The 18,935-nt window shown below is 36.0% G+C and carries 12 protein-coding genes, 2 tRNA genes and 1 pseudogene; 10 read left to right on the forward strand and 5 right to left on the reverse strand.

The features are described 5' to 3' along the window. The 3 genes and pseudogenes from ACFIKB_RS03160 to ACFIKB_RS03170 form a co-directional block, all read left to right on the forward strand. Positions 1-192: hypothetical protein (locus ACFIKB_RS03160; protein ID WP_375652813.1), on the forward strand; the 192-nt coding region annotated here is incomplete at its 5' end. Positions 193-373: 181 nt separating this feature from the next. Then, entirely contained in the window at positions 374-523 is a 150-nt protein-coding gene (locus tag ACFIKB_RS03165; protein ID WP_375635829.1) for a hypothetical protein, read from the forward strand. Between the two features lie 216 nt (positions 524-739). Then, a pseudogene (locus ACFIKB_RS03170) lies at positions 740-832 on the forward strand (type II toxin-antitoxin system YafQ family toxin); the annotation flags it as partial. A gap of 143 nt (positions 833-975) precedes the next feature. On the opposite strand, the gene ACFIKB_RS03175 reads toward ACFIKB_RS03170, so the two are convergent. Further along, positions 976-1,051, reverse strand: a tRNA-Phe gene (locus tag ACFIKB_RS03175). Positions 1,052-1,447: 396 nt separating this feature from the next. On the opposite strand from ACFIKB_RS03175, the gene ACFIKB_RS03180 reads away from it, so the two are divergent. From ACFIKB_RS03180 to ACFIKB_RS03190, 3 genes are all read left to right on the forward strand, one after another. Next, positions 1,448-2,611, forward strand: a complete 1,164-nt coding sequence (locus tag ACFIKB_RS03180) for a phosphoserine transaminase (RefSeq protein ID WP_375635828.1) — start codon at positions 1,448-1,450, stop codon at positions 2,609-2,611. 376 nt (positions 2,612-2,987) lie between these two features. After that, a complete protein-coding gene (locus tag ACFIKB_RS03185; RefSeq protein WP_375635827.1) occupies positions 2,988-4,277 on the forward strand; it encodes an adenylosuccinate synthase in 1,290 nt (429 codons plus the stop codon). A 241-nt stretch (positions 4,278-4,518) separates the two neighbouring features. Beyond that, positions 4,519-5,940 carry a hypothetical protein gene (locus ACFIKB_RS03190; protein WP_375635826.1) on the forward strand — a complete coding sequence of 474 codons (1,422 nt, stop codon included), beginning with the start codon at positions 4,519-4,521 and terminating at the stop codon, positions 5,938-5,940. A 191-nt stretch (positions 5,941-6,131) separates the two neighbouring features. Here ACFIKB_RS03190 and rpoH read toward each other — a convergent pair whose 3' ends face one another. The 3 genes from rpoH to ACFIKB_RS03205 all read right to left on the reverse strand — a co-directional run bounded on the left by rpoH (position 6,132) and on the right by ACFIKB_RS03205 (position 9,628). After that, positions 6,132-7,016: an RNA polymerase sigma factor RpoH gene (gene rpoH / locus ACFIKB_RS03195; RefSeq protein ID WP_375635825.1), complete on the reverse strand. Its 885-nt coding sequence runs from the start codon at positions 7,014-7,016 to the stop codon at positions 6,132-6,134. A 147-nt stretch (positions 7,017-7,163) separates the two neighbouring features. Then, positions 7,164-8,168 carry an RluA family pseudouridine synthase gene (locus tag ACFIKB_RS03200; RefSeq protein WP_375635824.1) on the reverse strand — a complete coding sequence of 335 codons (1,005 nt, stop codon included), beginning with the start codon at positions 8,166-8,168 and terminating at the stop codon, positions 7,164-7,166. Positions 8,169-8,197: 29 nt separating this feature from the next. After that, complete coding sequence (locus tag ACFIKB_RS03205; protein ID WP_375652814.1) at positions 8,198-9,628, reverse strand: aldehyde dehydrogenase family protein; 1,431 nt, start codon at positions 9,626-9,628, stop codon at positions 8,198-8,200. Between the two features lie 469 nt (positions 9,629-10,097). On the opposite strand from ACFIKB_RS03205, the gene ACFIKB_RS03210 reads away from it, so the two are divergent. Together ACFIKB_RS03210 and ACFIKB_RS03215 are read left to right on the forward strand one after the other, a co-directional pair. Then, a complete protein-coding gene (locus ACFIKB_RS03210; protein ID WP_375652815.1) occupies positions 10,098-12,680 on the forward strand; it encodes a DNA translocase FtsK in 2,583 nt (860 codons plus the stop codon). Between the two features lie 1,141 nt (positions 12,681-13,821). Next, positions 13,822-15,528 carry an ATP-binding protein gene (locus tag ACFIKB_RS03215; protein ID WP_375635821.1) on the forward strand — a complete coding sequence of 569 codons (1,707 nt, stop codon included), beginning with the start codon at positions 13,822-13,824 and terminating at the stop codon, positions 15,526-15,528. Between the two features lie 18 nt (positions 15,529-15,546). On the opposite strand, the gene mscL is transcribed toward ACFIKB_RS03215, so the two are convergent. After that, the gene (gene mscL, locus ACFIKB_RS03220) at positions 15,547-15,954 is read right to left on the reverse strand and encodes a large conductance mechanosensitive channel protein MscL (RefSeq protein WP_375652817.1); all 408 of its coding nucleotides are present in this window, start codon (positions 15,952-15,954) and stop codon (positions 15,547-15,549) included. 1,332 nt (positions 15,955-17,286) lie between these two features. On the opposite strand from mscL, the gene ACFIKB_RS03225 reads away from it, so the two are divergent. Both ACFIKB_RS03225 and ACFIKB_RS03230 read left to right on the forward strand, forming a co-directional pair. Then, entirely contained in the window at positions 17,287-18,369 is a 1,083-nt protein-coding gene (locus ACFIKB_RS03225) for a quinone-dependent dihydroorotate dehydrogenase (protein WP_375652818.1), read from the forward strand. Between the two features lie 138 nt (positions 18,370-18,507). After that, a tRNA-His gene (locus ACFIKB_RS03230) sits at positions 18,508-18,584 on the forward strand. The last annotated feature ends 351 nt before the right edge of the window (positions 18,585-18,935 follow it).

Below are 18,935 nucleotides of genomic sequence, written 5' to 3' on the forward strand. Positions count from 1 at the left end.
AAAGGTCTTACAGAAAAAGAACAACAGCTCCTTCATGAGATGATAGAGACCTATCAAGGCTTAAAGATGATGTCACGCATCATGAAATTGATTGCCTTCATTGTCTTTGTGTTTATTATCGATTTTGCCCGCTTTATGGATACTCTAGAAAGTATCTTCTCACACCTCAAAAAGTGGCTAACAAAAAGTTGAAAAACTTTTTCTTTAAGAAAAGAAATTAATATTAATGATAAGTAACACTATGTTTAACTAAGTTAAATGTTTTAACTAAGCTAAATAATGTTAATCATTAAAATTCTTAAAGAGGAAATATTATGAGTGAAAAAAGTGACTTATAGCAGCTAAAGTAGATATGAATCTAAAAAGCGCATTTATGGCTATAGCTGAAATAAAACACCGTCCAGCATCTCAAATTTTACGTGATCTTATTTGTGTGTACGTTGAAAATAATAAGATACTCAATAAAGAAACGCTTGAAATTTTTCATAAAAGCGATAGCAATGAAGATGTTTTTTTATGCTGAAAATATTGCTGATTTGATTAAGCAACTGGATATCTGATTATGCGTTCAGTGAGTTATTCAGGAAAGTTTAAAAAGGATGTAAAATGAGCAAAAAAGCGTGGAAAAGATATGCGAAAGTTCACAGGAGTGATGCAACTTCTAATTCATAAGAAGCAATTGCTATCTATTTTAAATGATCATACATTACAAGGAAACTAGAAGCCTCGTCGAGATCTTCATATAGAACCCGATTGGTTATTAATTTATATAGTTGATGAAAAGCGTATCCATTTTGATAGGACAGGTACGCATTCAGATTTACTTAATTAAGAAGTTGATTATGCCCTTTAAAAAACTGATTCGCAATAATTGAGAAGCATGTCACAAAATCCTATTCCCTAACCTTTATTTACGAATCCATCATGTTTTAAAAATATAATAAAACAAGATACTAAATAAGGAAAAATAAAAAGTGGTGCCCAGACGCGGATTCGAACCACGGACACGCGGATTTTCAGTCCGCTGCTCTACCAACTGAGCTATCTGGGCATGCTTCATAAAAAATATAAAGCGCTTGCGGTTATAACATTAAAATTTTCTCTGTCCAGTCATCAAAAGAAAAATAATTGATTTTTTAATAAGTTTATCTCCCTATTCTAGAGACTTATCAATGAATCTTTATCATAAAATAAATTTGATAGGCATATTGGACGTGTTAGTGTATTGTTAGTAGAATAATGTCTTATCGTGGTGATGATACAAAAAATTAAAAGAATCAATCGAGAAGCATGATTAAGAAAGTTTTTTTAATAAAGTTTCAGTGAATTTTAAGCATACGAAATAATAGAAAATATTTTTGACTTTTTTCTAAAAAGATTATTGATTAGTCTTTATAATAATTTGTTTTTCTTTATAAAGAAAAAAACATCTAAAAGGGGAGAAATAATGATAATGTTACAAAAACCAAGCAGTCGTCCCAATAATACTAATTTTTCTTCAGGTCCTTGTAGCAAACGGCCTGGTTGGACTCTTGATGTTCTTAAAAATGCATTAGTTGGGCGTTCACATAGATCTAGAGAAGCAGAATTAAAACTTGCTGAAGTTATTAATTTAACCCGTGAGATTCTTGAGGTTCCTTCTGATCATCGTATAGGAATTATGCCAGGTTCAGATACCGGTGCTGTTGAGGCTGCTCTATGGTCTCTATTAGGTGAGCGTGGCATTGATATGGCGGCGTGGGAAAGTTTTGGATTTGGGTGGAATAAAGATGTTGTCGAGCAATTAAAGCTTTCTGATGTGCGTCGTTTTGAAGCTCCTTATGGTGAAATACCAGATTTAACACAACTTGACTTTGATCGTGATGTTGTTTTTACATGGAATGGGACCACTTCTGGTGTGCGTATTCCTAATGCAGATTTCATTCCCCATAAGCGGGCTGGATTGACCATTTGTGATGCAACATCTGCAGCTTTTGCGCAATATCTTGATTTTTCAAAATTAGATGTTGTTACTTTTTCATGGCAGAAAGTTTTGGGAGGTGAGGCTGCGCATGGTATGGTGATTTTAAGTCCTCGTGCTGTTGAGAGGCTTGAGAATTATGTTCCAGCTTGGCCTATGCCTCAACTTTTCTATATGACAAAGAATGGAAAATTGAACGAAGATATTTTTAAAGGAAAGATAATCAATACACCTTCTATGCTTTGTGTTGAGGATTTTCTTGATGGGTTGAAGTGGGCAAAATCTCTAGGAGGTGCAGCGGCATTAAGAGCACGGGTGGAGAAAAACTTTTCTGTACTTGATGCTTTTGTTCGCAAAACACCATGGCTAGAATATTTGGCAAAAGATCCTGAAGTGCGTTCTAACACCGCTATTTGTTTAGATATTGTGGATCCAGTGATTACTGCTTTGGATACGGAAAAGCGAGTATCTTTCATAAAAGCGGTTGTGAAACGTCTTGATGAGGAAGGAGTTGCTTATGATATTGGTTCGTATCGCGATGCTCCTCCGGGGCTTCGAATTTGGGCGGGTATAACAATTGAGGCTTCCGATCTTGAAATTTTAACACAATGGCTTGAGTGGGCGTTCCAATTTGAAAAAGCACAGCTTTAAATAATTACTGGTGATTTTCACAGGGTGTTTTTAAACAGAAAAAGGATACGAGAGATTATGATGATCTTTCGTATTCTTGTATCAGACAAACAGCCTCTAAATATTACATGAATTGTAAAAGATTAAGAGGAGGAATAAATGCTCTGTCAGGTGTTGGATACGCACAAATTAAAATCTCTATTTTTTTACTTTTTGTAGCAAAAATGACAGATTTAAAATATTTTGGTATTTGCTTATCGTTAAAATTTGAAAATTTAATAACTTGAAGATTGAGAAAAATCTGAAATGAGGAGTCGCACTTGCTCTAAGGTTTCGTTATAAAGAAGTGTTTGTTTTTGAATGCTGGTTTTTTTGACTAAACACGACGGAGAAAGTTATGGCCAATGTAGTTGTTGTCGGTACACAATGGGGTGATGAAGGCAAAGGTAAAATTGTAGATTGGTTGTCTGAGCGAGCAGATATCGTGGTGAGATATCAGGGGGGGCATAATGCTGGCCACACATTGGTTATTGATGGAGTTAGTTATAAATTATCACTTTTACCATCGGGTCTAGTTCGTGGGAAGTTATCAATTATTGGGAATGGTGTTGTAGTTGATCCCCATCATTTTGTAGCAGAGTTAAAAAAGCTACGTGATCAGGGCGTGAAAATCACACCGGAAATTTTACGTATTGCTGAAAATGCTCCTTTGATTCTTTCTTTGCATCGTGATCTTGATGCAATTCGAGAAAGCGGTTTATCTGGTTTAAAGATTGGTACAACAAAGCGTGGTATTGGACCGGCTTATGAAGATAAGGTGGGACGTCGTGCTATCCGAGTGATGGATTTAGCAGAAAAAGATACACTTATGGCTAAGATTGAGCGGCTTTTGAGGCATCATAATGCTTTGCGTCGTGGGATGGGTGTTGTAGAGATTGATTCTCAAGCGCTTTATGATGAATTGATGCAAGTTGCGGATAAAGTTTTGCCCTTTATGGATTGTACGTGGCGTCTTTTAGATGAAGGTTATCGAGGAGGGAAACACATTCTTTTTGAAGGTGCGCAAGGTGCTTTACTCGATAATGATTTTGGGACTTATCCGTACGTAACATCATCGAATACGGTTGCTGGGCAGGCATGTACAGGTTCAGGGATGGGACCTAGTGCAATTCATTATGTTTTGGGTATTACAAAAGCGTATACCACACGTGTTGGAGAAGGACCTTTTCCTACAGAGCAGATAAATGATATTGGTGAATTTCTGGGAGTGCGTGGGCATGAATTTGGTGTTGTAACGGGTCGAAAGCGTCGATGTGGTTGGTTTGATGCTGTCTTAGTCCGTCAGATGGTAGTAGTTTGCGGTGTTCAAGGTATAGCATTGACAAAACTTGATGTTTTGGATGGTTTGGATGAAATAAAAGTTTGTATTGGTTACGAGCTTGATGGTAGAAGGATTGATTATTTACCTTCTTCCATGGGAGCCCAAGCCCGTGTGAAGCCTATTTATGAAACATTAGAAGGTTGGAAGGAAAAAACAGCCCATGCATTGAGGTGGGAAGATTTACCAATGCAGGCTGTTAAATATATACGCTATATTGAAGAACTGATTAACACAAAAGTGGCTTTATTATCTACGAGTCCAGAACGTGAAGATACTATTCTTATTACAGATCCTTTTGCAAATTGATTATTATTTTTAGGCTTCCATATAGATCTTTTGTTCACTTCTATATCTTTTAACAAAAAGAGTTTTTAAGAGTGCGTGAAAGAAAGGTGTAAAATGACATTGTTTATTTTTCATATTCATTTTACACTATGACAATAGTTGTACCAATATAAATGACAATAAACTTATGAGCCTAAAATAAAGCTGTTTTAGCCTGAGTGCTAGGGTTTCTTTGCTTAGTTTAAGAGAGATTATAGAGGAAATGGTAGATTTCGTTGGAATCTTAAAAAAGGCAATTAATGCACAAAATAATGTTACACCACAAGTGCGTAAGCGGATTTATAAACGGGCTATCGAAACACTAGAATATCAATTTGTAACAGCAAAAATACCACAAGCAATAGCAGATGAACAAAGAAAGATTCTTCAGAGTGCTATTGCAACTGTTGAAGAAGAATATTTAGCAGTTGAAAAGAAGTTGCTTTCTTCAGTTATTGGGTGGGATTCCACAAATGTAAATGAAGATAAGAAATATACAAAAAAAACTATATTACAAAAGAATAATGAATTTTCAGTGGTAGACATAAAAAGAAAGCAGGATTTTGTTACACATCCAAAGGATAGCAAGTTATTTGATGAGCCTTGGGTATCAGATATACCAGATGCAGAGCCTGTTAATATGGAGGCTGATGTACCTTCTCAGCATGTTAATAGCTGTGAGTTAAAGATTTCTTCGTCGCAAGAAGATAATCCTCATATTGTTTCGCATATTTTTTCTCAGGCTTTACGTCGTGCTAATAAATCATTGGTGCAAAGGCGTATTGTGATAAGTGCTGTTTCTATTGTTAGTTTTGCTGTTTTTACTATTGGTATTTTTTTTATTGGTGGGCGTGTATTTGTATCAAATGATCATCAAGTGTTAGGAGAAAATCTTCAAGTTTCTCACGAAGTACCAAAGGCACTTTCGGTTAAGAGAAAGTTAACACAACGTTTATTAGAGGATGGGAGTGAAATTGATGTCGGTTTAAAACAAGCGACAGATTCTTCGGATGAAGAAGGAATCTCAACCGTTGTTTCCAGCAATTTGCAATCGCTTGATAAATTAGGTGAAGCTGTTTTTTATCAAGCACGTACAAATTATGATGCAGAAAAGATAGCAACCGGAAGTGTTCGCTGGACGCTTATAAAGGAGTCTTATGTGAAGGGGGCTCCAGAAGAAACAGCCATACAAGGTGATATAACAATTCCTGATGAAGGGCTATCATTACGGTTAATTTTACGTCGCAATACCGATCGGTCATTTCCTGCTGCATATATTATGGATCTTATTTTTATTCTTTCTGATAAATTCTCAGGTAAAGCTATAAGCAGTGTTCAAGCATTAACCTTTAAAGCAAGTGAACAATCTATTGGGCAGCCTTTAGTAAGAACTATTTCTACAAAAATTAACGATGATTTTTTTCTTGTTGCATTGAGTGGTAATCATCCATTTCTTGATCGAAATTTGCAATTGATGCGAGAATTAGATTGGGTGCGTTTAGTGTTAACGGATAAAAACGGACGTATAAATGAATTAACTTTTGCAAAAGGGCCAACAGGTGAGTCTATTTTCAATAAAGTTATTGGACAATGGCTTGCACAACAAGATAAGTTAACAGTTCTTGATCAGAAAAATAAAACATAGATGCAAATAAAATAAAAGGTTATTTCTCGATATTGATTTTTATTAGTTATATCAAACACGCTCAATAAAATTGTATACTATAACTCAAAGGATTCTACAGACTAATTTACAAGTACAAAGCCAACATACGCTTTTCTCATTTCTACTTTAAAAATGCGCAAACAATTGGCTTCATACCTAATTCTAGAGTCTTATATTTGACTTTGAGATAAAGCGGAATCTCTGATAGAATTTTGCACTTTTTCAAATGCACGCATTTCAATTTGCCTTACTCGTTCTCGACTAATGTTAAATTCACCAGAGAGTTCTTCTAGAGTTAATGGTATATCGTTTAAACGACGTGCTTTGAATATACGTTTTTCACGTTCATTGAGATTGTCCATGGCATTTATAAGCATGGAACGACGATTCTCCAATTCACTTTTTTCAATTAAAACTTGTTCTTGATCGTTAGATTCATCCACCAACCAATCTTGCAACTCGCTGTTTTCCCCTTCTTTTGTACGAAGGGGTGCGTTGAGTGAAGTGTCACCACCAAGTCGGCGGTTCATTGATATAACTTCATCTTCTGAGACATTCAACTGAGTTGCAATTTCTTTTACTTGTTCTGCATTGAGATCACCGTTATCAAGTGCTTGAAGTTTACTTTTTAATTTACGAAGGTTAAAAAACAAGCGCTTTTGATTAGCTGTTGTCCCCATCTTCACCAAACTCCAAGACCGCAATACATATTCTTGGATTGATGCTTTAATCCACCATATTGCATAGGTTGCAAGACGAAAACCACGTTCTGGCTCAAAACGCTTAACAGCTTGCATGAGTCCAACATTGCCTTCTGAAATGACTTCCCCAATGGGGAGTCCATAGCCGCGATATCCCATCGCGATTTTAGCTACAAGACGCAAATGACTGGTTACTAGCCTATGCGCTGCTTTTAAATCATTATGCTCACGGTAACGTTGAGCTAACATATATTCTTCTTTTGGATCAAGCATTGGAAAACGACGTACTTCTTCCAAATAACGGTTTAATCCGCCATCGCTTGTGGTTACTGATAACAAATTCATATGGGCCATAATAGCACCCTCCTTTTGTCTGAATTCCCTGATAAGGCAAATTCTATGTTTCAGATAGTAATACCTGTGCACATTCACTTTAGCATATTTTTCAATTTTGTTCAAAAAAAGATATTTTATTGTGAAATCTTGAGAAGGAGAAAAGTTTCAATTCATTTTTTTAAAATGCTTAATAAGTTTAGCCATATCTTGAGGTAGTGGTGCGGAAAACGACATAACTTTACCGGTAGAAGGGTGTTCAAAAGTGAGACTTGCGGCATGAAGTGCCTGTCTGTTGAATTGATCGATTGCATTTCTAATAGTGGGGTTGAATGCGTTTGATTTTGTTTTAAAAGCGTTTCCATAAACTGTATCGCCTATGAGTGGATGCCCAATATGAGCCATATGAACACGGATTTGATGGGTGCGTCCAGTTTCCAAGCGACATTCCAGAAGGCTAGCAAAAGATGTTGAGTTTGCATGAGAGCCATATTTTTCTAGCAAAGAAAAATGTGTAACAGCATGACGAGCATAAGGGTTTTGCTTATGGATAACAGCTTGCTTTGTTCGGTTGTGGGGCGAACGGCCAAGTGATGCATCAATTGTCCAAACATTGCGGTGAGGTGTCCCCCAAATCAAGGCATGATAGCGTCGGTCTAATGCACAGGTACGTCCATGATCAGAAAATTGAGCACTGAGACTTTTATGAGCCAGATCATTTTTTGCAACAACCATAACACCACTTGTATTTTTATCGAGACGATGGACAATGCCGGGGCGTTTAACACCACCTATACCAGATAAACTATTACCGCAGTGATAGATAAGGGCATTAACCAACGTACCGGTCCAATTTCCATTGCCAGGATGAACAACAAGACCTGCTGGTTTGTTAATAACAATGATATGATCATCTTCAAAAAGGATGTCCAATGCAATAGCTTCAGCACTAGGTTCTGCATCACGAAGGTCAGGCATTGCCAATTCAATTATTTGCTTAGGTCTTAATTTTGTTTTTGGTTCTTTTATGAATTGACCATCAATTTTAAGATAGCCTTCACGGATGAGGGTTTGCAAACGTGAACGTGAGAACACATTATGATATTGTTTTGCTAGCCACTGATCAAGACGTTGCCCAAGAGCACCTTCATCCGTTATTTTTTGTATTACCATACGATTCCTATTAAGTTTTTAATAAGATTTTACCAGTACGAAATTGCTTTACTATCGAGGAATTCTTTAATTCCCCAATGTCCCCCTTCACGGGCGCGTCCAGAAAATTTTACACCTCCAAAATAGCTTCCACTGGGTAATCCATGTCCGTTAACTTCTACCATACCAGAGCGTACTTGTGCCGCAATACGACGACATTTGTTGCGATCTTGTGATTGAATATAGTTTGTAAGACCATACTCAGTGTCATTCGTTAAAGCGACAGCTTCTTCTTCTGTATTAAAAGCAAGAATCGAGAGAACTGGACCAAAGATTTCTTCTTTGAAAATACGCATATGAGGTTTTACATCAGCAAAGACTGTTGGACGGACATAATAACCGCGTTCAATTCCTCTTGGTAAACCAGTTCCGCCTGCAACAAGAGTTGCACCATCATCAATTCCCGATTGGATAAGATCTTGAATTTTATCATATTGTTTTTTTGAAACGACGGGACCAATATGATTTCCTTCTTGGCAATTTGGTCCTACTTTTGTTGTTTCTGCAATATCTTTAGCTATTTTTATGGCTTTGTCATAGATGCTTTGTTCCACAAGCATACGAGTCGGTGCATTACAGCTTTGTCCACTATTATAAAAGCAATGTCGCACACCACGTTGAATAGCATCTGAGTCGGCATCAGAAAAGATAATATTCGCTCCTTTTCCCCCAAGTTCTAGACAGACTCTTTTTAAAGTAGCGCTAGCATTTTTAGAAATATCTTTTCCTGCTCTAGTTGAACCAGTAAAGCTAATCATTTCTAGATCTGGATGTGCTGAGAGGTAAGAGCCGACAGTTTCACCATCACCATTGATTAAATTAAAAACACCGGCAGGGAGCGCGGCTTCATCTAAAAATTCAGCAAAAAGCATAGCAGAAAGAGGCGCAATTTCAGAGGGCTTTAATACCATGGTACAGCCAGCCAAGAGAGCAGGGATAACTTTAAGAGTTACTTGATTCATGGGCCAATTCCATGGCGTAATTAATCCTACGACGCCGATAGGGTCGTAGTGAAGAATTGCTTGCTCATTTCCCTTTATTAAAGTTTCTTGGAACGAGAACTCTTTATAAGCTTCGATAAAATTGCGAATGTGGGAACTGCCAGTTGCGGTTTGCGCATTAAGTGCCATATCAATCGGTGCTCCCATTTCCATTGAAATGGTTTTTGCCATGTCTTTAGAACGTTTTTCATAGATATTTAGAATTTTTTCAACGAACCCAAGACGCTCACTTGGTGACGTTGTTTTCCATTTTTGAAACGCTTCTTTAGCCGCGTTAATTGCTTTATCGGCATCTTCTGTACTTCCAAGGCTAATGACAGCACAAGCCTCTTCTGTTGATGGATTAATGACGTCAAAATCGTGAGGAGTGCTTGGGTCATCCCATAGACCATTGATATAAAATTTCCGTTTATTAAACATAATTCACTCCCTTTTTTTTATTTGTGTTTATTTAATTATGATTATCTTAGTCTAAGCCGTTTTAAACGAGGATAACAAGGGTAATCTTATAAAAACGCGAGAAATTAGATTGTATCATGATAATTGAGCATGGAGAATTCAACAGAGCAATGCTTATATACCCATTTGTATTATTGGGACTAATTGCTTTTATGAAATGGGAGAGAAAGAGAGCTATAGACAATTTTCTTGAAGCTTTTTTATCATGAAGTTTTCTTTAAAACAAATGAAATACGAGCTCTATGACACCATAAACTAGGCAATTTATATCGTAAATACGCAGAAGGGAGATTATGAATATGCATTATGGCATTATTTTTTTCATTAAAAAGTAACCATCAGCAAAAGGTTATTAACCTTCGTATGATAGTTTCTACGAATTCTTTTTGAAAAGGTTATTTTTCTCATTGCTATAAATTTGTTGGGTGCCATGCATAATTCGAAAACAAAATCTATTTCTACGTCTTCTTTTTCTGATGATGGTACGAAAGGTGCATCAAGAGAAGATTTATCTGTTAAGATTACTGAGATATTTCCTTATCCGGAAGTATGGAAAAAGGCATTTACCCTCGGAAAAAATGTCCGTTTCACGCGAACCCCAGAAGTTGAGATTTTGCGTCGTCGTATAGAAACAGATCCAGTTTTTGCAAAGCAGTTTAAAATTTTTACGAAGCAAGATCAAAAAAAAATTACAGATACAGATACAGATATTGTACGTTGTAACAAGAAAACAACAAGCGTTTCATCGACAAAAAAAGTCATTAATCCTCAATCAATAGAAAATAAAACGTCGGTTTGTCATTCAACAGTTTTGAAGCAGTTGTCACGACAAGTTACTCGTATACCATCAGAAAATATCCCTCTTGAGGAGGGTAAACAAGAGCATAAATTACAAGTAGAAAATGTGCTACAAAAAATGAATCCTGCTTGGCATCTTTCCGATGATGCATTTTTTGAATGCGTATCTTTGATATTTGAACATATGGATACTCAAACTTCAAAAGAGGATCAAACATCGATTGACACGACAAATAAAATTACATCCGATATTCCTTCTGTCTTTGATGAGTCAATAACTGCTCTTTACCGTGTTCTCGAATACCGCTTTCCGCAACTCTATGATTCCATTACATCGGAATCTCCAGCGGAAAGGATGCGAGGCGTTGAGCAAATTTCTGATTTAATGCATACAAATAATGATATTACTAAAGAATGTCATTCTAAGCTTTCTGTTGAAGATTCCGCTCATACGTTAAGTAATGCAAGGGCGTTAAACGATATTGAGGCACTAAGCGACGCTGAATCTAGTATAGAGACGAAAAAAACCAATAATATTGTTGATTGCATAACAAAGAATGTCACACCAAATTTAAAAGATTTGTCTGTGATGCAAGCAAACGGTAAAACGAAAATATTGCAATCTGCCCGCGTGCCATTAAGCAATTATGATTCTGCTTTTATGCAAAATATTCAATCTATTTACAGTGATGCTTATGAGTTTCCTCCGATCAATTTATTACAGGAACCTGTTTTTCATGAAGGTACGATGATTCCTCAGGAAACATTGGAACGCGGTGCTGGGTTTTTGGAAAGTGTTTTGGAAGATTTTGGCATTAAGGGTGAAGTTATCCATGTACATCCAGGGCCAGTGGTTACAATGTATGAATTTGAGCCTGCTGCGGGTGTAAAGTCATCGCGCGTTATTAATCTTTCTGATGATATTGCGCGTTCTATGTCTGCTATTTCTACACGCGTTGCTGTTATTCCTGGACGGAATGTTATAGGGATTGAGTTACCCAATGCGGTTCGTGAAACCGTTTATCTACGGGAATTAATTCAAACACGTTCTTTTCGTGAAAGTGAATTTAAACTTGCTCTTGCTTTGGGGAAAGGGATTAGTGGTGAGCCGGTCATTGTAGAATTAGCAAAAATGCCTCATTTATTGGTTGCAGGAACAACAGGATCAGGCAAGTCTGTAGCAATTAATACAATGATTTTGTCGATTCTTTATCGTATGACACCAAAACAGTGTCGTTTGATCATGGTTGATCCTAAAATGCTAGAGCTCTCTGTTTATGATGGCATTCCACATCTTTTAACACCTGTTGTAACAGATCCTAAAAAAGCGGTAACAGCTTTAAAATGGGCGGTTCGTGAAATGGAAGAGCGTTATCGCAAAATGGCTAAGTTAGGTGTACGTAATATCGATGGTTTTAATGCACGCGTTGCACTTGCGGCTCAAAAAGGTGAAACGATCATGTGTACTGTACAGTCGGGTTTTGATAAGGAAACAGGGGAAATGCTTTATCATGAAGAAGCCATGGATCTTACGCAGCTTCCTTATATTGTTGTGATTGTTGATGAGATGGCTGATCTCATGATGGTGGCAGGGAAAGAAATAGAGAATGCCATTCAGCGCTTAGCACAAATGGCGCGTGCGGCTGGTATTCATCTTATTATGGCAACGCAGCGCCCTTCTGTTGATGTTATCACAGGGACAATTAAAGCGAACTTTCCTACCCGCATTTCTTTTCAAGTGACATCAAAAATTGACAGTCGTACGATCCTAGGTGAACAAGGTGCTGAAACGCTTTTAGGTCAAGGAGATATGCTTCATATGGCAGGTGGGGGGCGTATTGTACGCGTTCATGGACCTTTTGTCTCTGATGAAGAAGTTGAATCTATTGTTGCACATCTTAAACTGCAAGGAAAACCTGATTATTTAGCAACCGTCACAGATAACGAAGACGATAACAAAGAGGATGCTTCTGCCGATTCAACGGTTGAAGTTTCTGAGGAAGAAAATTTTGATGAAGAGGGAGAGGAGCTTTATAATCAAGCTGTAAAGATTGTTATGCGTGATAAAAAATGTTCAACATCTTATATTCAGCGCCGACTTTCAATCGGCTATAATAAAGCAGCTTCTCTTGTTGAGCGGATGGAAGAAAAAGGCATTGTTGGAGCCGCTAATCATGTGGGAAAACGTGAAATTTTACTCAATGCAGGGAAATAAAAAAGCACATTAAAATGTGCGATTTAAAATATGCGATTTTTAAAATGTTTGACAGTTATTATTTAAATAGCGAATGCTTGTTTTATTTTTTCAAAGCAGATGTGACCATGTATTTATTTTTATAATAATATTAAAAAATTGAGTGGAGAGTAATAAAGCAAAAGCGATCTTTTGACTGCTGATACCAAAAGGGGAGATATTTTTAACATTTCTAGATGATCTGGAATGTAAAGAAATTAAACAAATCTTTATATGAGAACAGATAATTTTTGTTTTCTCTTCTATAGCGGTTCTGATGAAAGAAAGGTCTTTTGGGAATTATGGAGAGCATCATAAGAAGAGTATCCAATATGCAAGTTTTATTGCATTGGGTGCTTTAAAGCACTATACTAAATTTGTCATCATTTGATATTATTGGCACAAGAAAGGTGTTCTTACGAGAAACTTTATGTGAAAAAGAAATTTTTATTTCTATTTTTATAATGCGATTTATTGATTTATAATGATAATTTATCATTGTAAATATTGAATAAAAATTTCAAATATCGTAATTTTTTTTCATTTCAAATCTGTTTCTGTTGAAACAAATAAAACGATTTTCTTGCGTATCATAATAATGTAGGGGTAAAAAAGTAAAAAAAAAGAAATAAAAATGCTGCTTATGAACGCCTTCAAATGCCAAGAACTATTGGTAACAACATTAGGGGTTAAAATTAGTATAATGATGGTTTTAACCAGCTATTTTATAAGCATAAAAATGTAATGTACAATGCCTTGCTATCTGTTATGGGGGACTTTACATTATACCATTTACGGATGCCGTCGTAAAATAAGCTTGGGGAGCTTGGGAGATATCTTTTTAAAACAGGCACATGAATGCGTAAAATAAGTGTATTCTTTTTGAGTACTATTTATGCGAGGGAGATGTTACCATTATTGTAACAAGATTTGTTACAATAATGGGTGAATAAGCAACAGGAGTTGGAGGATTCTTTTTATTCTTGTTTTGTTGATGAAACAGTCAAAATTTTGCTACAGACAATTGATATGAGATATCAAGTTATTTTAACCAGAACAGGTAATTGTAAACAAATTAGCATTATTCATTTGAGAGTAAATCCAACACTTTTTAGTTTTAGTTATGCCATTAAAAGCAGATGAATTGAAGTTAAATACAAATGAATTAAAATGTCAGCAAGAAGCTTTTCGTTTTACACCAGAGCTTTTGCCTCGGCCTTTTACGTGGGAAATCGATCATAATGGTTTATTTTGTGAAGTCTCAAAAGAGCTAGCTGAAGTTGTTGGTCCTCTCTCTTCCTCTATTTTAGGATGTAGCTTTCGTGAGCTTGCTCATCAATTTAATGATGATCGATATCTGGTTCTCAGTCATTTTATTGAAGCTGCTATGCCTTGGAGTAAAGAGATTGTTCAATGGCCTGTTGATGGTTGCTTACAATGGCTTGATGTTGAGTTGTCGGCTTTGCCAATTTTTGATGTTAAAAAGCAGCTTAAGGGGTTTCGTGGCTTTGGTATTTTAAAAATACGAAAAAAAGTCCAAGAAAAAAGAGATGAAAAGCTGGAAACAGAAATGCCATGTCTTACGGAGATAGAACGTTCAGCTTTTCATGAAATTGCAGAGAAATTACGTGATGAATTGAATTCATCGGTAAAAGAAAAAAAATTAGTTGAAGAAACAGCTATTCAGTTACCATATACACAAACATTGCCGGTAAATGCTATAGAACAAGCTCTCGTAAAAGAGCCCGCAGCAGTTTTATCATTGTTGGATACAGCAACAGATGGTGTTTTATGGTTGGATGAAGAGGGCTTTATTCAATCAGCAAGTAGGGCAGCCTTAGCATTGATGGGTTATGAAATAAATGAACTACGAGGACAGCCACTCTCTTCATTATTTACTTTGCAAAGCCGATTTTTCGTTGAAAAATATTTTAAATCAATCCGTGTGGAGGGGAAAAATCAGGTTTTAAATCGCAGAGAAACAGCTGATTTAATGACGAAAAATCATAAAAATATAACCGTTTTGATAACGATTGTATTTTTGGCACAGCAAGGCAATTATGCTATTATGTTGCGTGATAGGACACAAACAGTTCCATCAGGAGGAAAAAAAGCAGAAGAGGATAAAATTGTTGGGGTTGTTCATGAAATACGAACACCTTTGAATGCTCTTATTGGTTTTGCAGAAATTATGAGAGAAGGCCGTTTTGGTTCGATAGAAAATGAGCGCTATCGTGGATATTTACGCGATATTATTTCCTCTGGAAAACATATATTATTGCTGATTAATCAATTACTAGAGTGCTCGAAGATAAATTATTCTGGTTCCAATAACCAGATTGATTCTTCCATTATTTCTGAAACATTTGATGTGATATCTTGTTTACGTGCGACGATAGCTTTTCTTGAAACTCAAGCCAATCAGAACGGCATTATCATGCGCATTGTTGCTCCACCTCACGTTCCATTTATTCCTGTATCACAACAAGTGTTTCGCCAGATTATATGGAATCTTCTTTCCAATGCTATTCGTTTTACACCTTTGGGTGGACAGATCATTGTTCACGTTTCTTATAGAAAAGAACGTGTAAAAATTTCAGTGAGTGATAATGGTATAGGGATGAACGAAGAAGAGATTGTACAGGCACTGAAACCTTATGGTCAAGTAGAGCGCAAAGATGGCCGATCTGGTGATAGCGCTTTTATAGGAACAGGTTTAGGACTCCCAATGTGTAAAGCAATGGTGGAAGAAAGAGGGGGACAATTTTTATTGTTCTCAAAACCCAATCATGGAACAACTGTGGAAATGTTTTTTCCTCGTGTTCCATGATGTAAATCTTGCATAAAATTATTTTTTCTTAGCCAAAATATCTCTAATTTCTGTTAAAAGTTGTTCTTCTGAAGACGTTTTTTTTGGGCTTTCTTCTTCTTTTCTACGGATTTTATTCATAGCTTTAACGAATAAAAAAAGAACCCAAGCAATAATGAGAAAATTGATAAGTAAAGTAATAAAGTGTCCATAGCTAATGGTTGCTCCAGCTGCTTTGGCGGCACTCAATGTTGCTTGTTTTTCGCCAGCAAGTTGAATAAACATATTAGAAAAATCAATTCCACCTGTAATCAGTCCAATGATTGGCATAAAAATATCATTGACAATTGAGTTGACCAAGCTACCAAAAGCGCCCCCTATAATCACACCGATAGCAAGATCAATCATATTACCTTTTAGGGCAAATTCTTTGAATTCTTTCAGCATTGCGTTTTCCCCTTTATGTAAGCGATATACGGTAATTTACTTACCGCTTTTGATGAAAAAGGAAAGGGCAGATTTTATTTTTAGGATTATATTACAATATTAATATTATTTTCAAAGAACTTTATAAGGCTTAATAAAGAGCATTAGGGCTCTATTTGAATGTACATAGAACATTTCTGAGAGAAAAGCTTTTTTGATAAAAACTATATCTGCTTTTTTCAACAGAAAGTAGAAAACCGTAGCTTAATTTATATAATTGCCTCAAGATTTTTATGATAACATTAAAAAGAAAGATTTTTACAGAATACCACAAAATGAGCAGCGTTGAAAGTTGAGCTATCAGGACGCTTCTCAGATGAAGTGCATATATTGGTATAACGTATTGTTATAAAAAGAGAATTTGGAAATAAAAAATATATTTCAGCACTGATGGAAGAAATAGATAGATGAGGCAGGAGAAAACTTATAATTTAATTCCTCTTAATTCAGTAAGCGATAATAGCAATTAGGAGGAGGGCATTATGGCTTATCTAAAAGCTATTTTTACTGGGGTGCATGAGCTAAAATGGCGATAATTCTGATGGAAGAAACACATTTCATCTACTGGAAGATTGTATTAGTTTATAAATAGCAGAGCTCTAGGGTTTGCAAGATCATTTTGGTTTGGAAATCGTTGGTATGATAGGTGGGAGTTCAATGATCAACTGTCATTACTTAAACTATATTTTAGACAGAGCACTTATAGATGCAAAATTGTATTTAGCGCATCAGAAATGGCAAAGCAAACAATGCAGTTTCTTCAAAAATTTATCAATAGAGTACAAATGATTGAATATCCTGTTGCTAATAAATAGCGCAACAATAGTATGAATTTAGATAATTTTATGAACCATGTATTCTATAAATGCTAGGAAAAAATAGCTTTATAGAGCAAGCTCTGTTTCTATTGGAAACAATATTACACAAAGGAACTTTGGGAATAGGGATAATTTGCGTGCATTTTTAAGAGAATTATGAGCTTGTCTGCATGAGATGTCACAAAACCATGGCTATAGTGAAGAGCCATTGATGTTTCAATTCATGCTGCATTTTATAAGATTAGGATTCACGTTTTAATCTTTGAAAAATGTCGAAAAAGAAAAACGTTTTTTAAGAATAAAATTTTTTTACACAGTATACATCAATATAAACATGTATGGCTATTATGTGATAAATTTTCTTCTAGAAGGGGAATATTATTTGGATAATATGCTCTCTTTGATTGGTGATCTTTTGTGTTAAAAGATATAGGTGAGGTGCGATGGATTATTTTTATGTTGTGGAGAAGGATTGATGAGTTTGTTTCGTTGTATTGGCCGTTCTGCCTTATTTATGTTGGATCCAGAGCAAGCACACTGTTTAGCGATTCTCGGGCTGAAAAGTGGATTAAATGGCTGTCAAAAGGTTATCGATAAACGTTTGTGTGTAACTGTTGCTGGGCTTGAGTTTGAAAATTTTATTGGTCTCGCAGCGGGGTTTGATAAAAATGCAGAGGTTGTGGATGGTATTTTTCGTTTAGGATTTGGTTTTACTGAAATTGGGACAGTGACACCAAAGCCTCAGATTGGAAATCCTAAACCACGGCTTTTTCGTTTAAAAGAAGATGAAGCGATTATTAATAGAATGGGCTTTAATAATGACGGACATCAAGTTGTTTACAACAGATTGCGCGCGTGTAAAAAAACTGGTGTTGTAGGAGTTAACATTGGAGCCAATAAGGATACGGTCGATAAGATTGATGATTATACTGTTGGTATTGCTCATTTTTATGATGTTGCTGATTATTTTACGGTTAATATTTCTTCTCCTAATACACCAGGTTTACGTGATTTACAGTCCCGTGACAGTTTGCATCTTTTGTTGAGTGCAGTTTCGCAAGCGCGAAAGGAGCAAGAGAAAAAGCATGGATTTTCCATTCCCATTTTTTTAAAAATTGCTCCAGATTTATCAGAGAAAGAATTGGATGATATTGCAGAAGAAATAAAACTTTCTGATTTTGATGGACTGATTGTTTCCAATACAACTCTTTCACGCCAAGGTCTTAGCAATAGTTACCTCAGTAATGAAGAGGGGGGGCTTTCTGGACGTCCACTTTTTGAGCGTTCTACCATTGTGCTTGCAAAAATGCGTCAAAAATTAGGGAAGGAGATTGCCATTATTGGTGTTGGCGGTGTAAAGGACGCACAAACCGCTTTGGAAAAAGTAAAAGCTGGTGCAGATTTAATTCAATTATATAGTGGGATGGTTTATGAAGGTCCAAATCTTGCTATAACTATTCTGCAAGAGATTTTGCAGATGATGCAACAAGACGGTGTTGATAACATAAAAGGCTATCGTGATCACAGTCTTGAGCGTTGGGCAAAATTTCCTTTGTAAAAACGCTTTTTTCTTCACAAAAAATTGCGAGATTTTTTTAAAGGGGCTTGCAAACTTTGTTGATTTTCCTTATGTCACATAAGCATAAGAATAAATGTTTACGAAATCGTGAACAGTTATGATACATTTTCTTTTTATGCGGTTGTAGCTCAGTTGGTTAGAGCGCTGGTTTGTGGCACCAGAGGTCGTAGGTTCAAATCCCACCAACCGTACCATTTATCTTGTTACAACTTTTCTAATTCTTATTTTTGGCGTTTTGTGAGGCGGTTAAAAGCCGTGCTTGGCGGGATTTTTTGCGTGTGAGCCGTCACGGAGCAGAGACCTTGCGCGGATGATTTTCCTCAAATTTTGCCCAAAACGGAATGATACGATCAATAATCGCTTGAAATATAAACGGGTTAACTAAATCTATAATTCTGATTGCAATTGCAACAATAAATATCTCTATCAGTATATTTATATACTTTTAGTATATTTTGTAAACTAAGAGAATCTTATTCGACTTTCATTATTATTGCTCATAATATAAACCATTAAGTTTAAACACATAAAATAAGTAAGTAAGC

Origin of the sequence: Bartonella sp. MR110HLJHH (genome assembly GCF_042194225.1) — a bacterium.
Classification (GTDB): Bacteria; Pseudomonadota; Alphaproteobacteria; order Rhizobiales; family Rhizobiaceae; genus Bartonella; species Bartonella grahamii.

What these genes read in the sequence shown, in the direction of transcription:
- ACFIKB_RS03165 (WP_375635829.1), top strand. Translation starts at nt 374, where the DNA reads ATGGCTATAGCTGAAATAAAACACCGTCCAGCATCTCAAATTTTACGT.
- ACFIKB_RS03180 (WP_375635828.1), top strand. Translation starts at nt 1,448, where the DNA reads ATGATAATGTTACAAAAACCAAGCAGTCGTCCCAATAATACTAATTTT.
- ACFIKB_RS03185 (WP_375635827.1), top strand. Translation starts at nt 2,988, where the DNA reads ATGGCCAATGTAGTTGTTGTCGGTACACAATGGGGTGATGAAGGCAAA.
- ACFIKB_RS03190 (WP_375635826.1), top strand. Translation starts at nt 4,519, where the DNA reads ATGGTAGATTTCGTTGGAATCTTAAAAAAGGCAATTAATGCACAAAAT.
- rpoH (WP_375635825.1), bottom strand. Translation starts at nt 7,016, where the DNA reads ATGGCCCATATGAATTTGTTATCAGTAACCACAAGCGATGGCGGATTA.
- ACFIKB_RS03200 (WP_375635824.1), bottom strand. Translation starts at nt 8,168, where the DNA reads ATGGTAATACAAAAAATAACGGATGAAGGTGCTCTTGGGCAACGTCTT.
- ACFIKB_RS03205 (WP_375652814.1), bottom strand. Translation starts at nt 9,628, where the DNA reads ATGTTTAATAAACGGAAATTTTATATCAATGGTCTATGGGATGACCCA.
- ACFIKB_RS03210 (WP_375652815.1), top strand. Translation starts at nt 10,098, where the DNA reads ATGCATAATTCGAAAACAAAATCTATTTCTACGTCTTCTTTTTCTGAT.
- ACFIKB_RS03215 (WP_375635821.1), top strand. Translation starts at nt 13,822, where the DNA reads ATGCCATTAAAAGCAGATGAATTGAAGTTAAATACAAATGAATTAAAA.
- mscL (WP_375652817.1), bottom strand. Translation starts at nt 15,954, where the DNA reads ATGCTGAAAGAATTCAAAGAATTTGCCCTAAAAGGTAATATGATTGAT.
- ACFIKB_RS03225 (WP_375652818.1), top strand. Translation starts at nt 17,287, where the DNA reads ATGAGTTTGTTTCGTTGTATTGGCCGTTCTGCCTTATTTATGTTGGAT.